We start from the raw sequence: 16,579 nt of genomic DNA, 5'->3' as shown, positions 1-16,579 counted from the left end.
GGTTGTCCGGTCATCTGTCGGTTCTTTTTTTGCTGAGCCCGGAAGTCTAGACGTGACGCGGGATAGTGTCAATTCGTGCCCTCGGAGACGGGTCGAGCCCCCACCCTCGCCCTCCATCCGCACGCTCTCTCGCGGGCCGTTTCCCTTCGTTGACACTCGGCCGCAGTTTCGCCTAAGATCAGGGCCCCTATCCCACCATCTTTCTCATGCCGGCGCGTCACGGATGGAGCTGACTGCACACGAGGCCTGGACCAGGATTCGCGCATCCGCGAAGCTCGTGCTCCCGGAGCAGACCTATCGCACCTGGCTGGGATCGACCGAAGCGGTCTCGCTTTCCGACCACACGCTTGTCGTCTCCGCCCCCACCCGCTTCGCGGTCGAATGGGTCGAGGATAAGTACGGGACTCTCCTGCGGGATATCTCCGAGAGAGAACTGGGCGCGAGACTTCGACTCCGGTTCGAGCACAAGGGCGCCGAGGAGCGTCTCGACTTCCCGGATATCACGGAGCCGTACCCCGGCGATCCGGGACACGCTCTGGCTTCGCGAACACCGAATCGCGGAGGCCTGCCGGCGGCGGCGGCGCTGAACGAACGCTATACCTTTGCCCGCTTCGTTATCGGCGGCAGCAACGAACTCGCTGCGGCAGCGTCCGACCGCGTGGCCGCGGCTCCGGCCACGACGTACAACCCGCTCTTCATCTGGGGCGGCACCGGTCTCGGCAAGACACACCTCATGCATGCGATCGGCAACACGATTCTCGGCCGACTCCCCGATTGCCAGGTCGCCTACGTCCCCTCGGAGCAGTTCACGAACGAGATGATCGACGCGATCAGGACCGGGCAGACGGCGCTCTTCCGCGAACGCTACCGCCGTATCGATGTGCTGCTCATCGACGACGTCCACTTCATCGCCAACAAGGAAGGGACGCAGGAAGAGTTCTTCCACACGTTCAACGCGCTCTACGACGCCAAGAAGCAGATCGTCATCACAAGCGACCGGCCCCCCCAGGACATCCCGGGGCTTCAGGAGCGCCTCGTTTCCCGGTTCGAGTGGGGTCTGGTCACCGACATCCAGCCTCCCGACCTCGAGACGCGCTCCGCGATCCTGCGCAAGAAGGCCGACGAGGATGGAATCGAAATCGACGATGACGTCATCGAGTATGTGGCTCGGAGCCGGCGGACGTCCGTCCGGCAACTCGAGGGAGCCCTGATCAAGCTGCTCGCTTTCAGCTCACTCACGCGACGCGAGATTTCACTCGACATGGCGCGGGACGCGCTGGGGCCCGAGGGCAACGACGCCGACGAGCAGGTGATCGAGGTGTCGGCGGAGGAAGTCCGCGCCCGCATCGCCGCTTCCTGGGGCGTCTCGGTCGAAGCTCTCATTTCGAAACGTCGGAATCGGACCGTGACGGTTCCGCGACAGGTCGCGATGTACCTCATCAAGACCCATCTCGACCTGCCCTACTCTGATATCGGTCACCTCTTCGGCGGCAGGAATCACTCCACAGTCATCCACTCCGTCAACAAGGTCGAGGCGGACATGGCGTCCGACCCTGCCCTGCGCGGTCGCGTTGGCCAGCTGCAGCAGGAGCTATTCCGAACCTGATGCGGAAAGCTGTCCACCGGAGTGTCGAAAAACAGGGCAGCACCGCGTTTCATCCACACCGTCGCGTACCGTCGGCGGCCGGGTCTTCGCAACCGGTACCGAGGTTTCGGCGCAGCTTCCACAACCGTGTCCGGCTGTCAACATCGAGGGGAAGCGCCGGAGGCGTTGAGGCTCACAGGGAACCCGGAGTTTTGAACACTCCAACAGGCTCTACTACTACTCCGTTGAGAGATATATCATACGCAACCGTAGAACCCACGGTGGAAAACCCGAACCGACACCGCCGGAGTTGAAATGAGATTCTCGATCACCCGGGAAGCACTCCAGAAGGGTCTGGGGGCGACTGCCGCCGCCGTCCCGACCCGAGCCGCCCTCCCGGTACTCTCGAACATCCTGATCCAGGCGCAGGACGATTCCGTGCGTCTGAGCGGCACGGACATGTCCATCTTTGTTTCGTTGTCCGTGCCGGCCGAAGTGTCCGAGGCGGGTGTCGTCGCGCTTCCGGCGAGGCAGCTGCTCGAGATATCGCGTGTGCTCGACGATGCGCCTGTGAAGTTCGCCGCGGCGGACGGGGGTCTCGAGGCGGATGGAAGCCGGGTGGACATCGAGTGCGGCCGGAGCAGGTTCCGCCTGTATGGCCAGGCCCCCGACGAGTTCCCGGACTTCCCGGAGATCGATTCTTCGAGCGGTTGGGAGATGGCTGCCGGCGAGCTGCAGACGCTGATCGAGCGCACGAGTTTCGCCGTCTCGACGGAGGACAGCCGACCGATCCTGAACGGGATTCTGTGGCAGTTGCGCGGTGCGGAAACTGTCATGGTCGCGACGAACGGCCACCGACTCGCGAAGATCTCGCGCGAACTGGACGGCACCGGATCGCCGGCCGAGACGGATCTCATCATCCCGCCGAAGGCTCTGAACCAGGTGCAGAAGCTGTATCCGGCCGAGACAGTGCTTCAGATCGCGCGTTCGGAGAACCATCTGGCGTTCCGTTCCAAGGACCGGGAGGTCTTCACCTCGCTGATCGAGGGTCCGTACCCGAACTACGAACAGGTAATTCCGAAAGACAACGATAAGACTGCAACGGTGAACCGGGTCGCCCTCGAGACTGCTGTACGGCGGGTTGCTGTGATGGCCGATGACTCCACGCGCCGCGTCCGGCTGTCCTTCCAGGCCGGTGACCTCGGCTTCAAGGTTCAGACGCCGGATCTCGGCGAGGCGGAGGACGCGGTGTCGTTGGACTACGAGGGTGAAGACATCGAGATCGGATTCAATGCGACGTACCTCCTCGAGGTCTTGCGGCACATGCCCGACGAGGATGTCCGAATGACGTTCAAGGCGCCAGAACGGGCGGCAACCTTCTCTCCCGCAACCGGCGAACCGGACTACCTCTGCCTCGTCATGCCGCTACGCATCCTGGACTGAGGCCCGAACGCATGGTCGTGTGCCCGAAGTGCGGGCATGAGAGCGCGGTGTTCGACCGCTGCCCGTTCTGTGGGGAGCCCTCCATGCCCGGGGGAGCATCCGCAGGCGAGGCAGAGGGTGAAGGGGATATCAACCTCCCCGCATGGGAGGATCCTGCTACCCCCTTCCCGATGAATCTGGTCGAGACATGGCGCCGGAGCGTGTTGGAGCCTGGCGCCTTCTTCGCGAACGGACCCTTTGATCGCCCTGCGGTACGCCCGATCCTCTACTATCTGCTGATAACGGTCCTCGGAGCGGTACTCTCGCTGACCTGGGGCGCCGTGTTGCCGACGACGCAGCCGGGCCTCATGGAGACTCTGACCGAGTTCATGAACGCCCCGCTTCCTGATGCGGCGGCCGCCACCGGCACCACGAGCAGACTGGCGGACTTCTTCCTCACGCCCTTCTGGGCGGTGCTGTACCTCATCGTCGCAAGCCTGCTCCTCCATGTGTTCGTGCTGGTGCTGGTCCCCCGGCGGCGAAGTCTCACGGCCACGGTTCGCACCATCTGCTATGCATCCGGACCGGGACTGTTCGCCATCATCCCCTTCGTGGGAGGCTTGGTGGCAGGAATCTGGGGAGTTGTGCTGACGGTGATCGGTTTGCGTGAAGCGCACCGGACGACGACAGGGAGAGCGTTCGCGGTATGGCTCCTCTCGGTCGCCCTGCCGCTGGCATTCCTGATGCTTGGAGTGGTGCTCCTCATCGTCGGCGTGGCAAGCGGAGCTTGAACCTCCGTTCCGACGGAGCGAACCCCCGGTCAGACGCCGTCACGCCTCGACCCGCCGCCACGGTCATTGTCGCCACGCCGGCGCCTTCCGGGCTTGAGGTCCTCCTGCTGCAGCGCCCCCGCGACGCGAGATTCGGAGCGGGCGCGTGGGCTTTTCCGGGCGGTGCTATCGATGCGGACGACGCTCATGGTACCTGGACGGGCCGGCTGCCCGGAGTGGGCGAGGCGGCGGCCTGCGTGGCCGCGCTGCGGGAATTGTTCGAGGAGACGGGGATCCTGCCGGCGCCGCTGTGCGGTATCGAGCCGCAGAAGGTCGCCGAGGTACGCAGAGGGTTGCTCGCCGGACGAACGCCCTTCTCGCGCGTCGCGGAGCTTCTGGAGCTCGACTTCTCGTCCACACGCGTCGTGTACTTCGCGCGCTGGATCACTCCGCGCGGTGCGGCGCTGCGGTTCGATACCCGCTTCTTCTTCCTGGCGCTGGAGACCCGGCCGGCTGGCGTGAGCCTGACCCCGGAACACGATGCGGCCCTCTGGACAACGCCCGCCTCGGCGCTCGAGCGCCGAGGCGCCGGCGAGTTGCCCATGATGTTCCCGACCGCAAGGACGCTCGATCGCCTCGCGGGTTTCCCGTCCCTCGCCGCCGCCCTGAGGGCGCTCCGCGACGTGCCGGTGGAGCCGGCGCTGGTCAGACTCGGAGTCGGCGCCCGTGGCGTGACGCCGCTCGCCCCGGGAGACCCCGGATACGACGAGGGCCGGTGACGCGAGGCGTGCCCCCGTCGCGCGTGGTCCGGCAGGGATTCGCCATCACGGCGGTCCGCGCCGACAACCCGGGCCCCCTCACGTTGACCGGAACGCAGACCTACGTCATCGGGACCGGACCGCTGGTCGTGCTGGATCCCGGACCTGCCGACGAAGCCCACCTGGATCGTGTGCATGAGGTGGTCGCCGGAAGACCCGTGGCGGCAGTCTGTCTGACGCACGCGCACCCCGACCACGCCGCGTCGGCGGGGCAGGCCGCTGGCCGCTGGGGAGAACTTCGTGCTTCCGCAGCCACTTTGGACCGGGTGGTCGGAGCGGGACGTCCGCTCGGGGATGACGAGGTCATCGAACCGGGAGAGGGGCTGCGTCTGCGGGCAATCGCCACGCCCGGCCATTCTGCGGACCACCTTTGCTACCTGCTCGAGCCTCGGCGCATCCTCTTTACGGGGGATCTTGTGCTCGGCGAAGGGAGCACGATGATCGTCCACCCGGAGGGTTCCGTGGAGTCCTACCTTGCGAGTCTCGCGCGCCTCGCGGCCCTCCGTCCGTCGCGGCTGCTACCCGGACACGGGCCGCCCGTCGAGGACGCGCTCGCACGTCTCGAACAGAGCCGCACCCACCGGCTGGATCGGGTGGCGTCCGTCCGGCGGGCCCTCGAGTCGGGCGCCCGAAACACGGAAGAAATCCGGGTTGCCGTGTACGGCGACCTCCCCGCCTCTCACTGCGCGGCGGCCGACCTGACGATCCGCGCCTACCTCGCCTTCCTGGGGGACAGCTCCTCGTCGATCAGTCGCCGGAGATAGGCGGGGAAAGCGAGATCGCCGAGCTCCGCGAGGCGCGCCCAGCGGTGTACCCGCTGCCCCGTGACCTCGCCGGATCGCCACGAAGCCCCATGCACGCCGAGCCGCAGGCGGAAGTGGCTGAATGCATGACGTAGTACTCGCATCTCCTCACCCACCCGACAATCGAGGCCAAGACCCTCCCGGAGGGCGGCCCTGAGCGCCGCTCCGGCAGAAGCCGACTCGGAGAGCGCCACGGAGGGGAAATCCCACAGACCACCCAGCAGGCCATCTGAGGGCCGCCGGAGCACGAGCAGCCGGTCGTCGCGGCGGACCACGGCCGCCGCCTCGACCCGCTCGGGGGATCGAGGCCGCCTTTTCCTCGGGGGGCGCTGCCCGATGGTGCCCCGTCGCAGTGCCACGCATCGACTCGAGAGCGGGCACTCTTCGCACCGCGGGCGGCGCGGCGTGCAGACCCGGCTCCCGAGATCCATCAGCGCCTGGTTCACATCACCCGGCCGCCCCGAGGCCTCGTCGAGGAGAGTCCGGGCCGCCCGTTCGAGCGCGGAGGGAGAGGCCGTCTCGAGATCGTACAGGCGCGAGAGAACCCGCCGCGCGTTCCCATCGACCGCGGGTTCCGGCAGGCCGAATGCCAGGCTGGCAACGGCACCCGCCGTGTACGGGCCCACCCCCGGGAGGGTCCGCAACTCCGACACCACGCTCGGCATTCGGCCGCCGTACTCCGACACGACTCGACGCGCGGCCCGCCTCAGGTTGCGAGCCCGCGCGTAGTACCCCAGCCCCTCCCAGTAACCGAGGACCTCGTCTTCCTCCGCTTCCGCGAGGGTCTGCACGTTGGGGAAGCGGGCCATGAATCGCCGATGGTACGGCGCGACGGTCCCTGCGCGCGTCTGCTGCGCCATGACCTCGGCTACGAGAATCGCGTAGGGGTCCCGCTCTCCCCGCCAGGCGATGTCGTCCCGCTGCCGCGCGTCGAACCAGCACAGCAGCGGCCCCGCCCCGGGGGACGGGTCCACGTCAGGGCGTGGCTTCGGGAAAGACGCCATCAAAGATGAACACGGCGGGTCCGGCGAGGCGGATGCGCCCCGCTTCGAGAAACTCCACGATCAGCGGGCTGCCGGACCGAGCCACGAACTCGACCCGGTCCCCGGCCTCACCCGCGGTGCGGAGCGCGAATGCCACCGCCATGCAGCCGCTGCCGCAGGCGAGCGTCTCCCCCTCCACCCCCCGCTCGAATGAGCGGATGAACACCATCCCGCCCTCGCGGGCGACCAGGTGCACGTTCGCGCCTTCGGGACCGACGTCCTCCCGCCAGCGCAGGGGCCGGCAGAGATCGTCGAAGTTCTCCACTTCCACCGAAGGCACCGGGATCACGAGGTGCGCCGTCCCCATCCGCACCAGCCAGGCGTCCCGCTCCACGGGTCCGACCCGCGCGCGCAACTCGCGTTCCACGCGGGCATCGAGCGCGTATTCGAGCGCCACGTCGTCCTCCCGCACCCGGGCCAGGATCTCACCGTCGTCCGTCACGAGGATGTGATCGGGAGGCACGAGCCCCCGGTCCACGGCATAACGCGCCGCACAGCGCGAACCGTTCCCGCAGGTGGAGAACTCCGCGCCGTCGGGGTTGAAGAACCGCAGGCGCACTACTTCCTCGCTGAGGCTTCGCACCGTGATCAGCCCGTCCACGCCGACACCCGTCGCGCGCGGGCACAGTGTCGCGGCCAGGGCCCCCGCGTCCCGGAGGCCGAGCGGCTCGCCGCGCACGATCACGAAGTCGTTGCCGGCTCCGGTGTACTTGCTGAATAACGACATGTCAGAGGGGAGGTGGGGCGAAAAGGAAACCGGCCGCGAGCGTGAAGCCCGCGGCCGGCTCTTGTCTCAACCGCAACCTGACTCGACGCGACGCCGGCGAGGCACCGCAGCTTTCAGGTCGGCGCATGTCTCGAGCGCCACCGGTTCAAGACCGGTTACGCAGCCTCGAGGCGATCGCTTGCCCGTGCCGAGTCAGACCCGGTTCTACATCCTGCAGACACTAGATCACCTCCTTTCAAGGGGTTTACCGATAGGGCACCAACAGTACCGCTGGTGCGCATGATGCCGCCCGCGCGCCCGCGCTGCAAGTTTTTTCGCCTTGCCCACCCTGTCACCCTGCGTGAGAATCAGGCCGGTCGGACGGCGAGGGGGAGATGATAGACAGCCAATCAAGGGCGTTGTCGCCGGAGGAGCGCCAGGCGACGGTGGATCGTCTCTGCGCGCACTTCGCGAGCGACGCCATGGACACGACGGAATTCGAACGCCGCCTGGACATCGCGTACGCCGCGCGCACCCGTGCCGAACTCGTTGCGCTGGAGCAGGATCTCCCCGCGCTCGGGAGCGAGGCCAGCGCCACCGTCCCCGCTCGTCCGCCGTCCCCGTCCCTGCCGGTAGACCCGTCCCGACCCGCCCAGAAGAGCGACTTCCTCGTCTCCATCTGGGGTGCGACGGAGCGCAGAGGCAGCTGGGTCCCGCCGCGAAAGCTGACTGCCGTGACCGTGATGGGCGGCACGGATCTCGATTTTCGGCAGGCGACGTTCGCGACGCGGGAGGTGTCGGTGCAGCTGTTCGCGCTGATGGGAGGCGTCGACATTGTGGTCCCCCCCGGGGTCCGCGTCGAGTGGGGCGGCATTGCGCTCATGGGAGGCGTGGGCATGCCGGAACCTGACACGCCGCCGGCTCCGGACGCCCCCGTCATCCGCATCAGCGGGCTCGTTTGCATGGGAGGCGTCGACGTGGTGGAGCGGCTTCCCGGGGAGAGCGCGAGGGAGGCGCGAAAGCGGGTCAGAAGGGACCGCAAAGCCCGGCGACGACTCGCTTCGGGCGACTAGCCTCGGCACCAGCCGGGGCCGGTCCTCGTCCCCGGCACGCAATTGCTTGACGCCCGGCTCGCGGCTCGGGTATAGTCCCCACGCCGCCAGCCCAGAGACGCTCGATCCGAAGCAAGGTAAAGGTACGCATGTCGGACATACCGGAAGACCTCAGATACACACCTGAACACGAGTACGTGCGGGAAACCGATGTCGAAGGTGAGGTCTTGATCGGGATCACGGACTACGCCCAGGGTGAACTGGGCGATGTGGTCTACGTCGAACTTCCCGCGCCCGGCGAAGACTTCGGGCAGATGGAAGCGTTCGGGACCGTCGAAGCCGTGAAGACGGTATCCGAACTCTTCTGCCCCGCCGCCGGGGCGATCGTGGCGGTGAACGACGCGCTGGAGGCCGACCCCGGTCTCGTCAACAGCGATCCCTACGGTGAAGGATGGATGATCCGGCTCGAGCTGGAATCGGCCGACGACATCGACGACCTTCTCTCCGCCGAGCAGTACGCCGACCTCGTCGCCGACGCGGACGAGATCTGACGGCCCGCTCCAGACCATGAAGTTGGAGATGGAGCCTTTCGACGAGTTCGCCGGGCGCCACATAGGAGTGGCGCCCTCGGACATCGAGGAAATGCTGGAGGTCGTCGGTGCGGCGAGTCTCGGCGAACTCGTCGACGAGACCGTTCCCGAGCCGATCCGCCTCGATCGTGACCTAGACCTGCCCGAAGCGGTCACCGAGAGGAGACTCCTCGATCGCGCGGCGGAGCTGGCCGGTCTCAACCGGCCCTTCCGCTCGTATCTGGGCCTGGGGTATCACGGAACGCTGACACCCGGCGTCATCCTCCGGAACATCCTTGAGAACCCCGGCTGGTATACACAGTATACACCCTACCAGGCCGAGATCGCGCAGGGGCGCCTCGAGGCGCTGCTCAACTTCCAGACGATGGTCATCGACCTCACGGGGCTTCCGATCGCGAACGCCTCGCTGCTCGACGAGGGAACCGCCGCGGCGGAAGCCATGCTCATGCTCTGGGGCAGCAAGGGGAGCGACGAGCGCAACGTCTTCCTCGTATCGGAGGCGTGCCACCCCCAGACCGTCGCCGTGGTACGCGGCCGCGCCCGGCCGCTCGGCATCCAGGTCCGGCTCTTCCAGCACGGCGACATCGCCGGCCATGATCCGGACGACGCCTTCGGCGCCCTCCTCCAGTACCCGACCACGGAAGGGGCGGTCCTCGATTATCGCGGGCTTTGCGACGCCCTTCACGAGCACGGGGCCGGGGTCGTGGTCGCGGCCGATCTCCTCTCGCTCGCGCTGCTCGTGCCGCCGGGCGAGTTCGGGGCGGACATCGCCGTCGGAAACTCTCAGCGGTTCGGCGTCCCCATGGGCTACGGGGGCCCGCACGCCGCCTACCTCGCGGCCACCGACGCGTTCAAGCGCAAGCTGCCGGGACGGATCATCGGCGTTTCGATCGACGCGGACGGGAACCCGGCGCTCCGGATGGCGCTGCAGACGCGCGAGCAGCACATTCGGCGCGAGAAGGCGACCTCCAACATCTGCACCGCGCAGGTGTTGCTGGCGATCATGGCCGGGATGTACGCCGTGTATCACGGCCCAGAGGGGATCCGCGCCATCGCGACCCGCGTTCGCAAGCTGACGTGGGCCCTCGCCCGCGGACTCGAGCGGCTCGGCCATACGATCGTTCACGAGCAGTTCTTCGACACCCTGCAGGTCATCCCCTCGGGCTTCACTTCCGCCGATGTGCTCGCCAGAGCGCGCGAGCGCGGGATCAACCTGAGGGACTTCGAAGATGGGACCGTCGGGATCGCGCTCGACGAAACCGTGCGGGGTGAGGATCTCGACGACCTGCTCGCGGTCTTCCAGGGCGAGGACGGGCTGGAAGCAGACGCCGAGGCCGTCGTCGCGGACGCGCCGGAGCCAGTGTATCCGCCGGAGCTCTCGCGCACATCGGGCTATCTCGAGCACCCGGTCTTCAACCGGTACCACTCCGAGACCGAGATGCTGCGGTACATCCACAGGCTCGAAACCCGTGACCTGTCGCTGAACACGAGCATGATTCCGCTCGGGTCGTGCACGATGAAGCTCAACGCGACATCCGAGATGATCCCGGTCACCTGGCCGGAGTTCGGGTCCCTGCATCCCTTCGCCCCCGTGGACCAGGCCGAGGGCTATCGGCGCCTGTTCGACGAACTGGAGAAGTGGCTCTGCGAGATGAGCGGACTTCCCGCCTGCTCGCTGCAGCCGAACTCGGGGGCGCAGGGCGAGTACACCGGATTGCTCGTGATCGCGGCCCGCCACGAGGGCCGGGGCGAAGGGCACCGGGACGTATGCCTCATCCCGTCCTCGGCCCACGGGACGAACCCCGCGAGCGCGGTGATGGCGGGGATGAAGGTCGTCGTCGTTCGCTGTGACGAAGACGGAAACATCGACGTCGACGATCTACGCGCGAAAGCGGAGAAACACTCCGACCGGCTCGCCGCGACGATGATCACGTATCCATCGACGCACGGCGTATTCGAGTCAGCGATCCGGGAAGTCACGGACATCGTCCACGAGCACGGAGGGCTCGTATACCTCGATGGCGCCAATCTCAACGCCCAGGTCGGCCTCTGCCGGCCGGGCGACTACGGCGCCGACGTCATCCACATCAACCTCCACAAGACGTTCGCGATTCCGCACGGAGGCGGGGGCCCGGGGATGGGTCCCATCTGCGTAACCGACGAGCTCGCGCCCTACCTGCCGGGCCACCCGCTCGTCGACGTCGGCGGCGAGTCGGCGATCCCGCCCGTCTCCGCGGCGCCGTGGGGGAGCGCTTCGATTCTGCTCATCTCGTGGGCGTACATTGCCATGCTCGGCCGCGACGGCGTGCGCGCGGCGACCGAGGCGGCCGTCCTCAACGCCAACTACATGGCCAGCCGCCTCAGCGAACACTTCGATGTCCTCTACCGGGGCGAGCAGGGAAGGGTGGCGCACGAGTTCATCCTCGACCTGCGGCCGCTCAGGCGCGGGACGGGCGTGACGGACGAGGACGTGGCGAAGCGGCTCATGGACTACGGATTCCACGCGCCCACGATGTCCTTCCCGGTGGTGGGCACGATCATGATCGAGCCCACCGAGAGCGAGTCCAGGCGGGAACTGGACCGGCTCGTCGACGCGCTGATCTCGATCCGCGACGAGATCCGGCGCGTCGGGCTGGGCATTCTGGATCCGAAAGACAACCCGCTGAAGAACGCTCCTCACACGGCGGAGATGGTTACCGCCGATGAGTGGGATCACGCCTACACGCGGCGGGAAGCGGCCTGGCCGGCGCCTTCGACCCGGGAGTGGAAGTTCTGGCCGCCCGTGCGCCGCGTGAACAATGCGCACGGTGACCGAAATCTCATCTGCGCCTGCCCGCCGATCGACAGCTACGAAACCGTGAACGCGTAGGACCGGGAGGAAGACCAGATGGCACGCCTCACCTTTCACGGGCAGAGCTGCTACGAAATCGAGACCGCCGACGGAACGCGGATCCTCATCGATCCCTTCCTCACCGGAAACCCGGTGGCGGATGTCGGACCGGAGCACTTCACCGACCGCCTGGACTATCTGCTCCTCACGCACGGGCACGGCGACCACATCGCCGACACGTGGGACATCCTCGAGGCGACGAACGCGATGCTGATCGCCACCTATGAGATCGTGTCGTACGCCGGGGAGGTGCAGGGCCACGCGAATGCGCACCCGATGCACATCGGCGGCGCCCACGAGTTCCCCTTCGGCCGCGTGAAGCTCACCGTGGCCATCCACGGCGGGAAGATCGACGCTCCGGGCGCCGAGGCGTATACGACGACGCCCGCCGGGATCCTCCTCACCGTGGACGGCACGCGCGTGTACCATGCCGGAGACACGGCGCTCACGCGGGACATGGAACTCCTCAACGGCGAAGTGGATGTGGCCCTGGTGCCGATCGGCGACAACTTCACGATGGGGCCGGAGGACGCGGCGCGCGCGATCGGGATGATCGAACCCCGCATTGCCGTTCCCAACCACTACGGCACCTGGGAACTGATCGATGTCGATCCGGCACGCTTCGTGGACGGGGTTGGCGATGTCGCGAAAGTCGTGATCCTCGAGCCCGGAGAGGCCCTGGAGTTGTGACCGGGCGGCGCACCCGGCCCCGGCCGGCGGGGTCGCCGTGCGTCGTCCTCCCCTACGGAGTGGCGGACGGGGCCCGCAACATGGCCATGGACGAAGCCATGCTGGAGCTGGCCGCGGGGGGGGCGACGCTCCTTCGCTTCTATGGCTGGGAGCCATGGTGCCTCTCGCTTGGACGGCACCAGGAGCCTCCGGACCGGCTGCTCGGCCGCTCGCCCGAGGACCTTCGGCCCGGCGTGGATGCCGTTCGGCGGCCCACCGGCGGGCGCTCCGTTTTCCACGGGCCCGAGATCACCTATGCCTTCGCGTGTCCCGCCCGTGCGTGGGGCCGGCCGCGGGTCGTCCTGCAGACGGTGCACCGCGCGCTGGGCGAAGGGCTGCGTTCCCTGGGGGTCCCCCTCGACGAGGCGATGGAGGGCGACCCGCCGGACTCCGGCTCCCTGGAGGTTTCACGGATCTCCGGAGAGAGTTGCTTTCGGGATCCCGCCCCGGGAGAACTCACGGTGCGAGGTCGCAAGCTCGTGGGAAGCGCCCAGTGCTGCCGCCACGGGGGCGTGCTCCAGCACGGGTCCATCCTGCTCGAGGATCGGCAGACGCTGGGTGATCTGGACCGAAAGGCAAGGCCGGATGAGGGCTCCGCGGCGGCGGTCGCCGATGAGGGGCCGGCGATCGGTCTGACCGATCTGCTCGACCCGGTGCCGGACACTCGCCTCATCGTCGAGCGCCTCGCGGACACCGTCGCCCGGGCCTTCGGAGCGCGCACAGCCGCCGCGAGTTACGCGGCCACGCCGGCCCTGACCGACCTTGCAACCGGCTACGAGAGTGTCCACCGCTCCGGCGCCTGGCTCTGGCTCCGGGAACGGCCCTCCCGGCACGCTTGACGGCCCCGCAGACCCCATCTAGCTTGGTTCCGCTCGCACTCCAGCGCACCCGTGTGCCGGACGCCGCGAATTCGGCCAGTCGATGAACCTTGCCGGGAGGACCACCTTGATCGCGTCGATACTCTGGTTTCAGCAGACGCTGCAGCTGGGTGCAGACCAGCAACTCAATCTCGGGGAGATCTGGGAAGCCGGAGGCTTTATGATGTGGCCGCTCGGTGCGGCTCTCGGGTTCGGTATCCTGATCATCCTCTGGAAGCTGGTCGACCTGCAGCTGAAGGGCAGCAAGAACAAGAGCGTTCTCGGAGAAGCCGATGAGCAAATTGCCGCAGGCGATCTTGACGCGGCGCTCGAAGTCTGCTCCGAGTCCGACGCTCCAGCGGGCAACGTCCTCCACGCCGGGCTGTCCAGGTATCACGAAGGCACCGACCGCGTAACGCAGGCCGTGGAGAACGCTGGCGCCATTCAAGTGGCGGGCCTCGAAAAAGGACTCGTCTGGCTCGCGACGCTGGCCAACGTTGCGCCGCTCCTCGGCTTCCTCGGGACGGTGATCGGGATGATCGAGGCCTTTGCCGCCATCGAGATCGCGGGCGAGGTCGAGGCCACGCTGGTGGCCGGCGGGATCAAGGTCGCGCTCATCACGACGGCCACGGGTCTCACGATCGCGATCCCGATCAACATCTTCCACAACTACTTCGTGACGAAGGTCGACCGCCTCGTCATCGACATGGAAGAGAGCGCACAGCGCCTGATCGACGCCGTGCACGAGCGCGCGGCCGGCTAGAAGGAGCGAAGCCGGTCGCCGGGGGGTCCCGGCGCGCCGAGGGATTCGAACAGACGGCCCGCCACCCCGGCGGGCCGTTTTGCGTAGGGCCCCGAGGGGGCCTCCGCTTGCACGGAGACCACCGGAAGATCGAAGTTTGGGGTCGGGCCGCTGGCCGGGGCCGATCGGAATTGGGGTGGGGACGACGTGGAAGGAGGCCTTCCTGTGCATGTTGAGCGGCGCATCCGGCGCATAAGACGCAACTGGGCGCGCGGTCCCTGGCTGGGGCTGCTTCTGACGCTTGTCCCGGCGTCTGCCCTAGGCGCGCAGACAGTGAACCCCGAGGTGCTCGAGGGGGCGCGGCGGTTCCTCGATGCACAGATGCCGGTCTCCGCATCGGCACTGCTGGCGCGCGAACTGGCCGCGGGCGAGGAACACGGCGATGAGGTGGTGCTGCTTGCCGCGGAGGCCTTCGCGGCTCAGCGGGCGTGGGGTTCCGTGCGGGGTCTCCTTGCCGAACGCGACAGCTCGACCCCGGTCGCGCGAGCCCGGGCCACGCTCCTCCTGGCGCGGGCGTACGCCGGGCTCGACAGCGTGACCCGGTCGGCCGCGCACTACCGCGCCTATCTGGCTGCGGTCGACGGGACGCCTCCGCTCGCCGCGCGAGTGGAGTTCGCCCGCGTGTCCTACCGGCGGTACGAGTGGTTCGAGGCGCGGGACCAGCTCGCCCTCGCCGAGCGCGAACACCCGGAGCTCGCGCCGTGGCTGCGGCTCTCCCGCCTCTACGCCCTGGCGGAAGCCGAGGATCGGGATGCTTTCGCCCTCGCCGACTCCATCGTGCGCGGGGCGCGCGTACCCGCGGATTCCGCGCTCCTCCCGGCCGCGCGTCTGGCCTTCAAGCTCGGGGACCCCGAACGCGGGGCCGCGCTGGCGAACCGAGCCGGCAGAGGCGTCCGGAACATTCTCGCCGCCCGGCACCTCGGACCGCACTACCTGGCGACCGGAGATACCGCGGCGGCCACGTCGGCGTTCGAGGCGGCGATCGCGAGGGGCCTTCAGACGCCTGAGACGGGACCGGCACTGCTGGAGCTCTCGCGATCCTGGCGGACGCTGCGGGATGTCGGGCGCTCCGACACCCGCGCCGGCCGCCACTCGCGCGGCGCGGGCTATCTCGCCGAGGCGCTCGAACTCGCCCCGGCGGCCGAACGCCCCGGCATCGCGGAGTCGCTAGCTTCCACGTACGTGGCGCTGGGCTCGCCGGGTCGGGCGGCGGAGGCGCTGGCCCCGTGGACAGGGGATCCCGCTTCCGTCACCGCACCCCGGGCGTCGCTGTGGATGCTCGCCTCCAGCATCTACCGGGCGCTCGGCCGCCAGGGCGATGCCGCGGAGGCCCACGAGACGGCTGCCCGCGGCACCGGAGACATCGCCGCGCGGGCCGCCTACCTGATCGCGGACCTGGAGCACGATGCCGGCCGCCCCGACATCGCGGCGGCGGGCTTCGAACGCTCCTACCGCGCGTTCCCGGAAGCGAGCTACGGATCGCGGTCGCTGGAACGGCTCGCTCTCCTCGCGTATCACGAGGGTCGTTACCCGGAGGCGCGCACGCTCCTCGCCGAATACCGCGAGCGCTACCCGGAGGACGGGTGGACTCAGGGAGCCATTTACTGGAGCGGCAAGGTGGCGGAAGCGCTGGGCGATACCCAGGCCGCGAGCGCGTTCTACGCCCGCGCCCTCCGGTACAACCCGCTCGACTACTACGCCATCCTCGCCGAGCCCCGCACCGGCACCGACCGTCTGGCCACGGTCGGGCTTGGGAAAGCGGAGCCGTTGCCCGACCTCGATCCCATCCATGCGACCGCGCTCCGGCGCATGAACACACTGCGGGAGCTCGGGTGGCCTGAGCGGGCACGCCGCGAATACCGCCGGGCCAGAGAGCGCGGACCGTCGACCTACGGGGCGATCCTCGCGTTCGCGCACGCCCTGAATGCGGCGGAATGGACGCGGGAGGGGATTCGCGAGGGGTGGCGGGCGCACGCCATCCGCGGCCGCTGGACCCGGCCGCTCCTCGAGGCGATCTATCCGCTGCCCTTCCGCGAAGCGCTCATCGAGGCGGCCGGGCGCTACGGACTCCCGCCCCATTTCGTGGCCGGCCTCTCACGTCGCGAGTCCATGTTCGACCCCGAAATCCGTTCCGTAGCCAACGCCATCGGCCTCATGCAACTCCTCCCGGAGACAGCCCGCGACGTTTCCTCTCGCGCCGGACTCACCGGCTATCGCCGACACCAGCTCACGGTCCCGCAGGTCAACCTGATGCTCGGAACCCGGTATCTGTCGGACGTCCTGGGCCGCTTCGACGGCTTCGACATCGCGGGCATGATCTCCTACAACGCGGGCCCTCATCGCTACACACGCTGGCGCGACTTTCCCGAGTTCTCGGACGAGGAGCAACTGGTAGAGCGAATCCCCTACAGGGAGACGCGCGAGTACGTTCGGGCGGTCACGGAACTGGCCGAAATCTACCGCTTCCTGTACCCGGATCTGGGCGCATCGCAGCCTTGAGACGGTGGTCTCC

At 68.1% G+C, this 16,579-nt stretch carries 14 protein-coding genes; 12 read left to right on the top strand and 2 right to left on the bottom strand.

Annotated features, from left to right (window positions below; translation table 11 throughout):
- The first annotated feature begins 223 nt into the window (after window positions 1-223).
- The 5 genes from dnaA (at window position 224) to ACOOGH_RS13615 (ending at window position 5,359) form a co-directional block, all read left to right on the top strand.
- Window positions 224-1,606, top strand: a complete 1,383-nt coding sequence (gene dnaA, locus ACOOGH_RS13635; RefSeq protein WP_420449433.1) for a chromosomal replication initiator protein DnaA — start codon at window positions 224-226, stop codon at window positions 1,604-1,606.
- A 294-nt stretch (window positions 1,607-1,900) separates the two neighbouring features.
- A complete protein-coding gene (dnaN, locus tag ACOOGH_RS13630; RefSeq protein ID WP_420449432.1) occupies window positions 1,901-3,028 on the top strand; it encodes a DNA polymerase III subunit beta in 1,128 nt (375 codons plus the stop codon).
- An 83-nt stretch (window positions 3,029-3,111) separates the two neighbouring features.
- On the top strand, window positions 3,112-3,798 hold the full coding sequence (locus ACOOGH_RS13625; protein ID WP_420449431.1) for a YIP1 family protein: 687 nt from the start codon (window positions 3,112-3,114) through the stop codon (window positions 3,796-3,798).
- Window positions 3,795-4,556, top strand: a complete 762-nt coding sequence (locus ACOOGH_RS13620; protein ID WP_420449430.1) for an NUDIX hydrolase — start codon at window positions 3,795-3,797, stop codon at window positions 4,554-4,556. The genes ACOOGH_RS13625 and ACOOGH_RS13620 overlap by 4 nt, the downstream gene beginning before the upstream one ends.
- Complete coding sequence (locus ACOOGH_RS13615) at window positions 4,553-5,359, top strand: MBL fold metallo-hydrolase (protein WP_420449429.1); 807 nt, start codon at window positions 4,553-4,555, stop codon at window positions 5,357-5,359. Before ACOOGH_RS13620 ends, ACOOGH_RS13615 begins: the two co-directional genes overlap by 4 nt.
- Here the strand turns inward: ACOOGH_RS13615 and mutY are convergent.
- The gene (gene mutY / locus ACOOGH_RS13610) at window positions 5,308-6,372 is read right to left on the bottom strand and encodes an A/G-specific adenine glycosylase (RefSeq protein ID WP_420449428.1); all 1,065 of its coding nucleotides are present in this window, start codon (window positions 6,370-6,372) and stop codon (window positions 5,308-5,310) included. The two genes, ACOOGH_RS13615 and mutY, sit on opposite strands and share 52 nt — an antisense overlap.
- 1 nt (window position 6,373) lies before the next feature.
- Complete coding sequence (gene dapF / locus ACOOGH_RS13605; protein WP_420449427.1) at window positions 6,374-7,168, bottom strand: diaminopimelate epimerase; 795 nt, start codon at window positions 7,166-7,168, stop codon at window positions 6,374-6,376.
- Between the two features lie 374 nt (window positions 7,169-7,542).
- Between dapF and ACOOGH_RS13600 the strand changes: the two genes are divergently transcribed.
- The 7 genes from ACOOGH_RS13600 (at window position 7,543) to ACOOGH_RS13570 (ending at window position 16,566) form a co-directional block, all read left to right on the top strand.
- The gene (locus ACOOGH_RS13600; protein ID WP_420449426.1) at window positions 7,543-8,220 is read left to right on the top strand and encodes a DUF1707 SHOCT-like domain-containing protein; all 678 of its coding nucleotides are present in this window, start codon (window positions 7,543-7,545) and stop codon (window positions 8,218-8,220) included.
- 128 nt (window positions 8,221-8,348) lie between these two features.
- On the top strand, window positions 8,349-8,750 hold the full coding sequence (gene gcvH, locus ACOOGH_RS13595) for a glycine cleavage system protein GcvH (RefSeq protein ID WP_420449425.1): 402 nt from the start codon (window positions 8,349-8,351) through the stop codon (window positions 8,748-8,750).
- Between the two features lie 16 nt (window positions 8,751-8,766).
- Window positions 8,767-11,658, top strand: a complete 2,892-nt coding sequence (gcvP, locus tag ACOOGH_RS13590) for an aminomethyl-transferring glycine dehydrogenase (protein ID WP_420449424.1) — start codon at window positions 8,767-8,769, stop codon at window positions 11,656-11,658.
- 18 nt (window positions 11,659-11,676) lie between these two features.
- The gene (locus ACOOGH_RS13585; RefSeq protein WP_420449423.1) at window positions 11,677-12,369 is read left to right on the top strand and encodes a metal-dependent hydrolase; all 693 of its coding nucleotides are present in this window, start codon (window positions 11,677-11,679) and stop codon (window positions 12,367-12,369) included.
- Entirely contained in the window at window positions 12,366-13,247 is an 882-nt protein-coding gene (locus ACOOGH_RS13580) for a lipoyl protein ligase domain-containing protein (RefSeq protein WP_420449422.1), read from the top strand. The genes ACOOGH_RS13585 and ACOOGH_RS13580 overlap by 4 nt, the downstream gene beginning before the upstream one ends.
- Before the next feature lie 106 nt (window positions 13,248-13,353).
- Window positions 13,354-14,028, top strand: coding sequence for a MotA/TolQ/ExbB proton channel family protein (locus ACOOGH_RS13575; protein WP_420449421.1), 675 nt, complete (start codon window positions 13,354-13,356; stop codon window positions 14,026-14,028).
- Between the two features lie 204 nt (window positions 14,029-14,232).
- Window positions 14,233-16,566 carry a transglycosylase SLT domain-containing protein gene (locus ACOOGH_RS13570; RefSeq protein WP_420449420.1) on the top strand — a complete coding sequence of 778 codons (2,334 nt, stop codon included), beginning with the start codon at window positions 14,233-14,235 and terminating at the stop codon, window positions 16,564-16,566.
- Window positions 16,567-16,579: the final 13 nt, after the last annotated feature.

It is taken from the genome of Candidatus Palauibacter sp. (genome assembly GCF_965213655.1).
In the GTDB taxonomy this organism is placed as follows: Bacteria; Gemmatimonadota; Gemmatimonadetes; order Palauibacterales; family Palauibacteraceae; genus Palauibacter.
The sequence above is the reverse complement of the archived record's forward strand: the minus strand, read 5'-3'. Positions and strand labels throughout refer to the sequence as shown.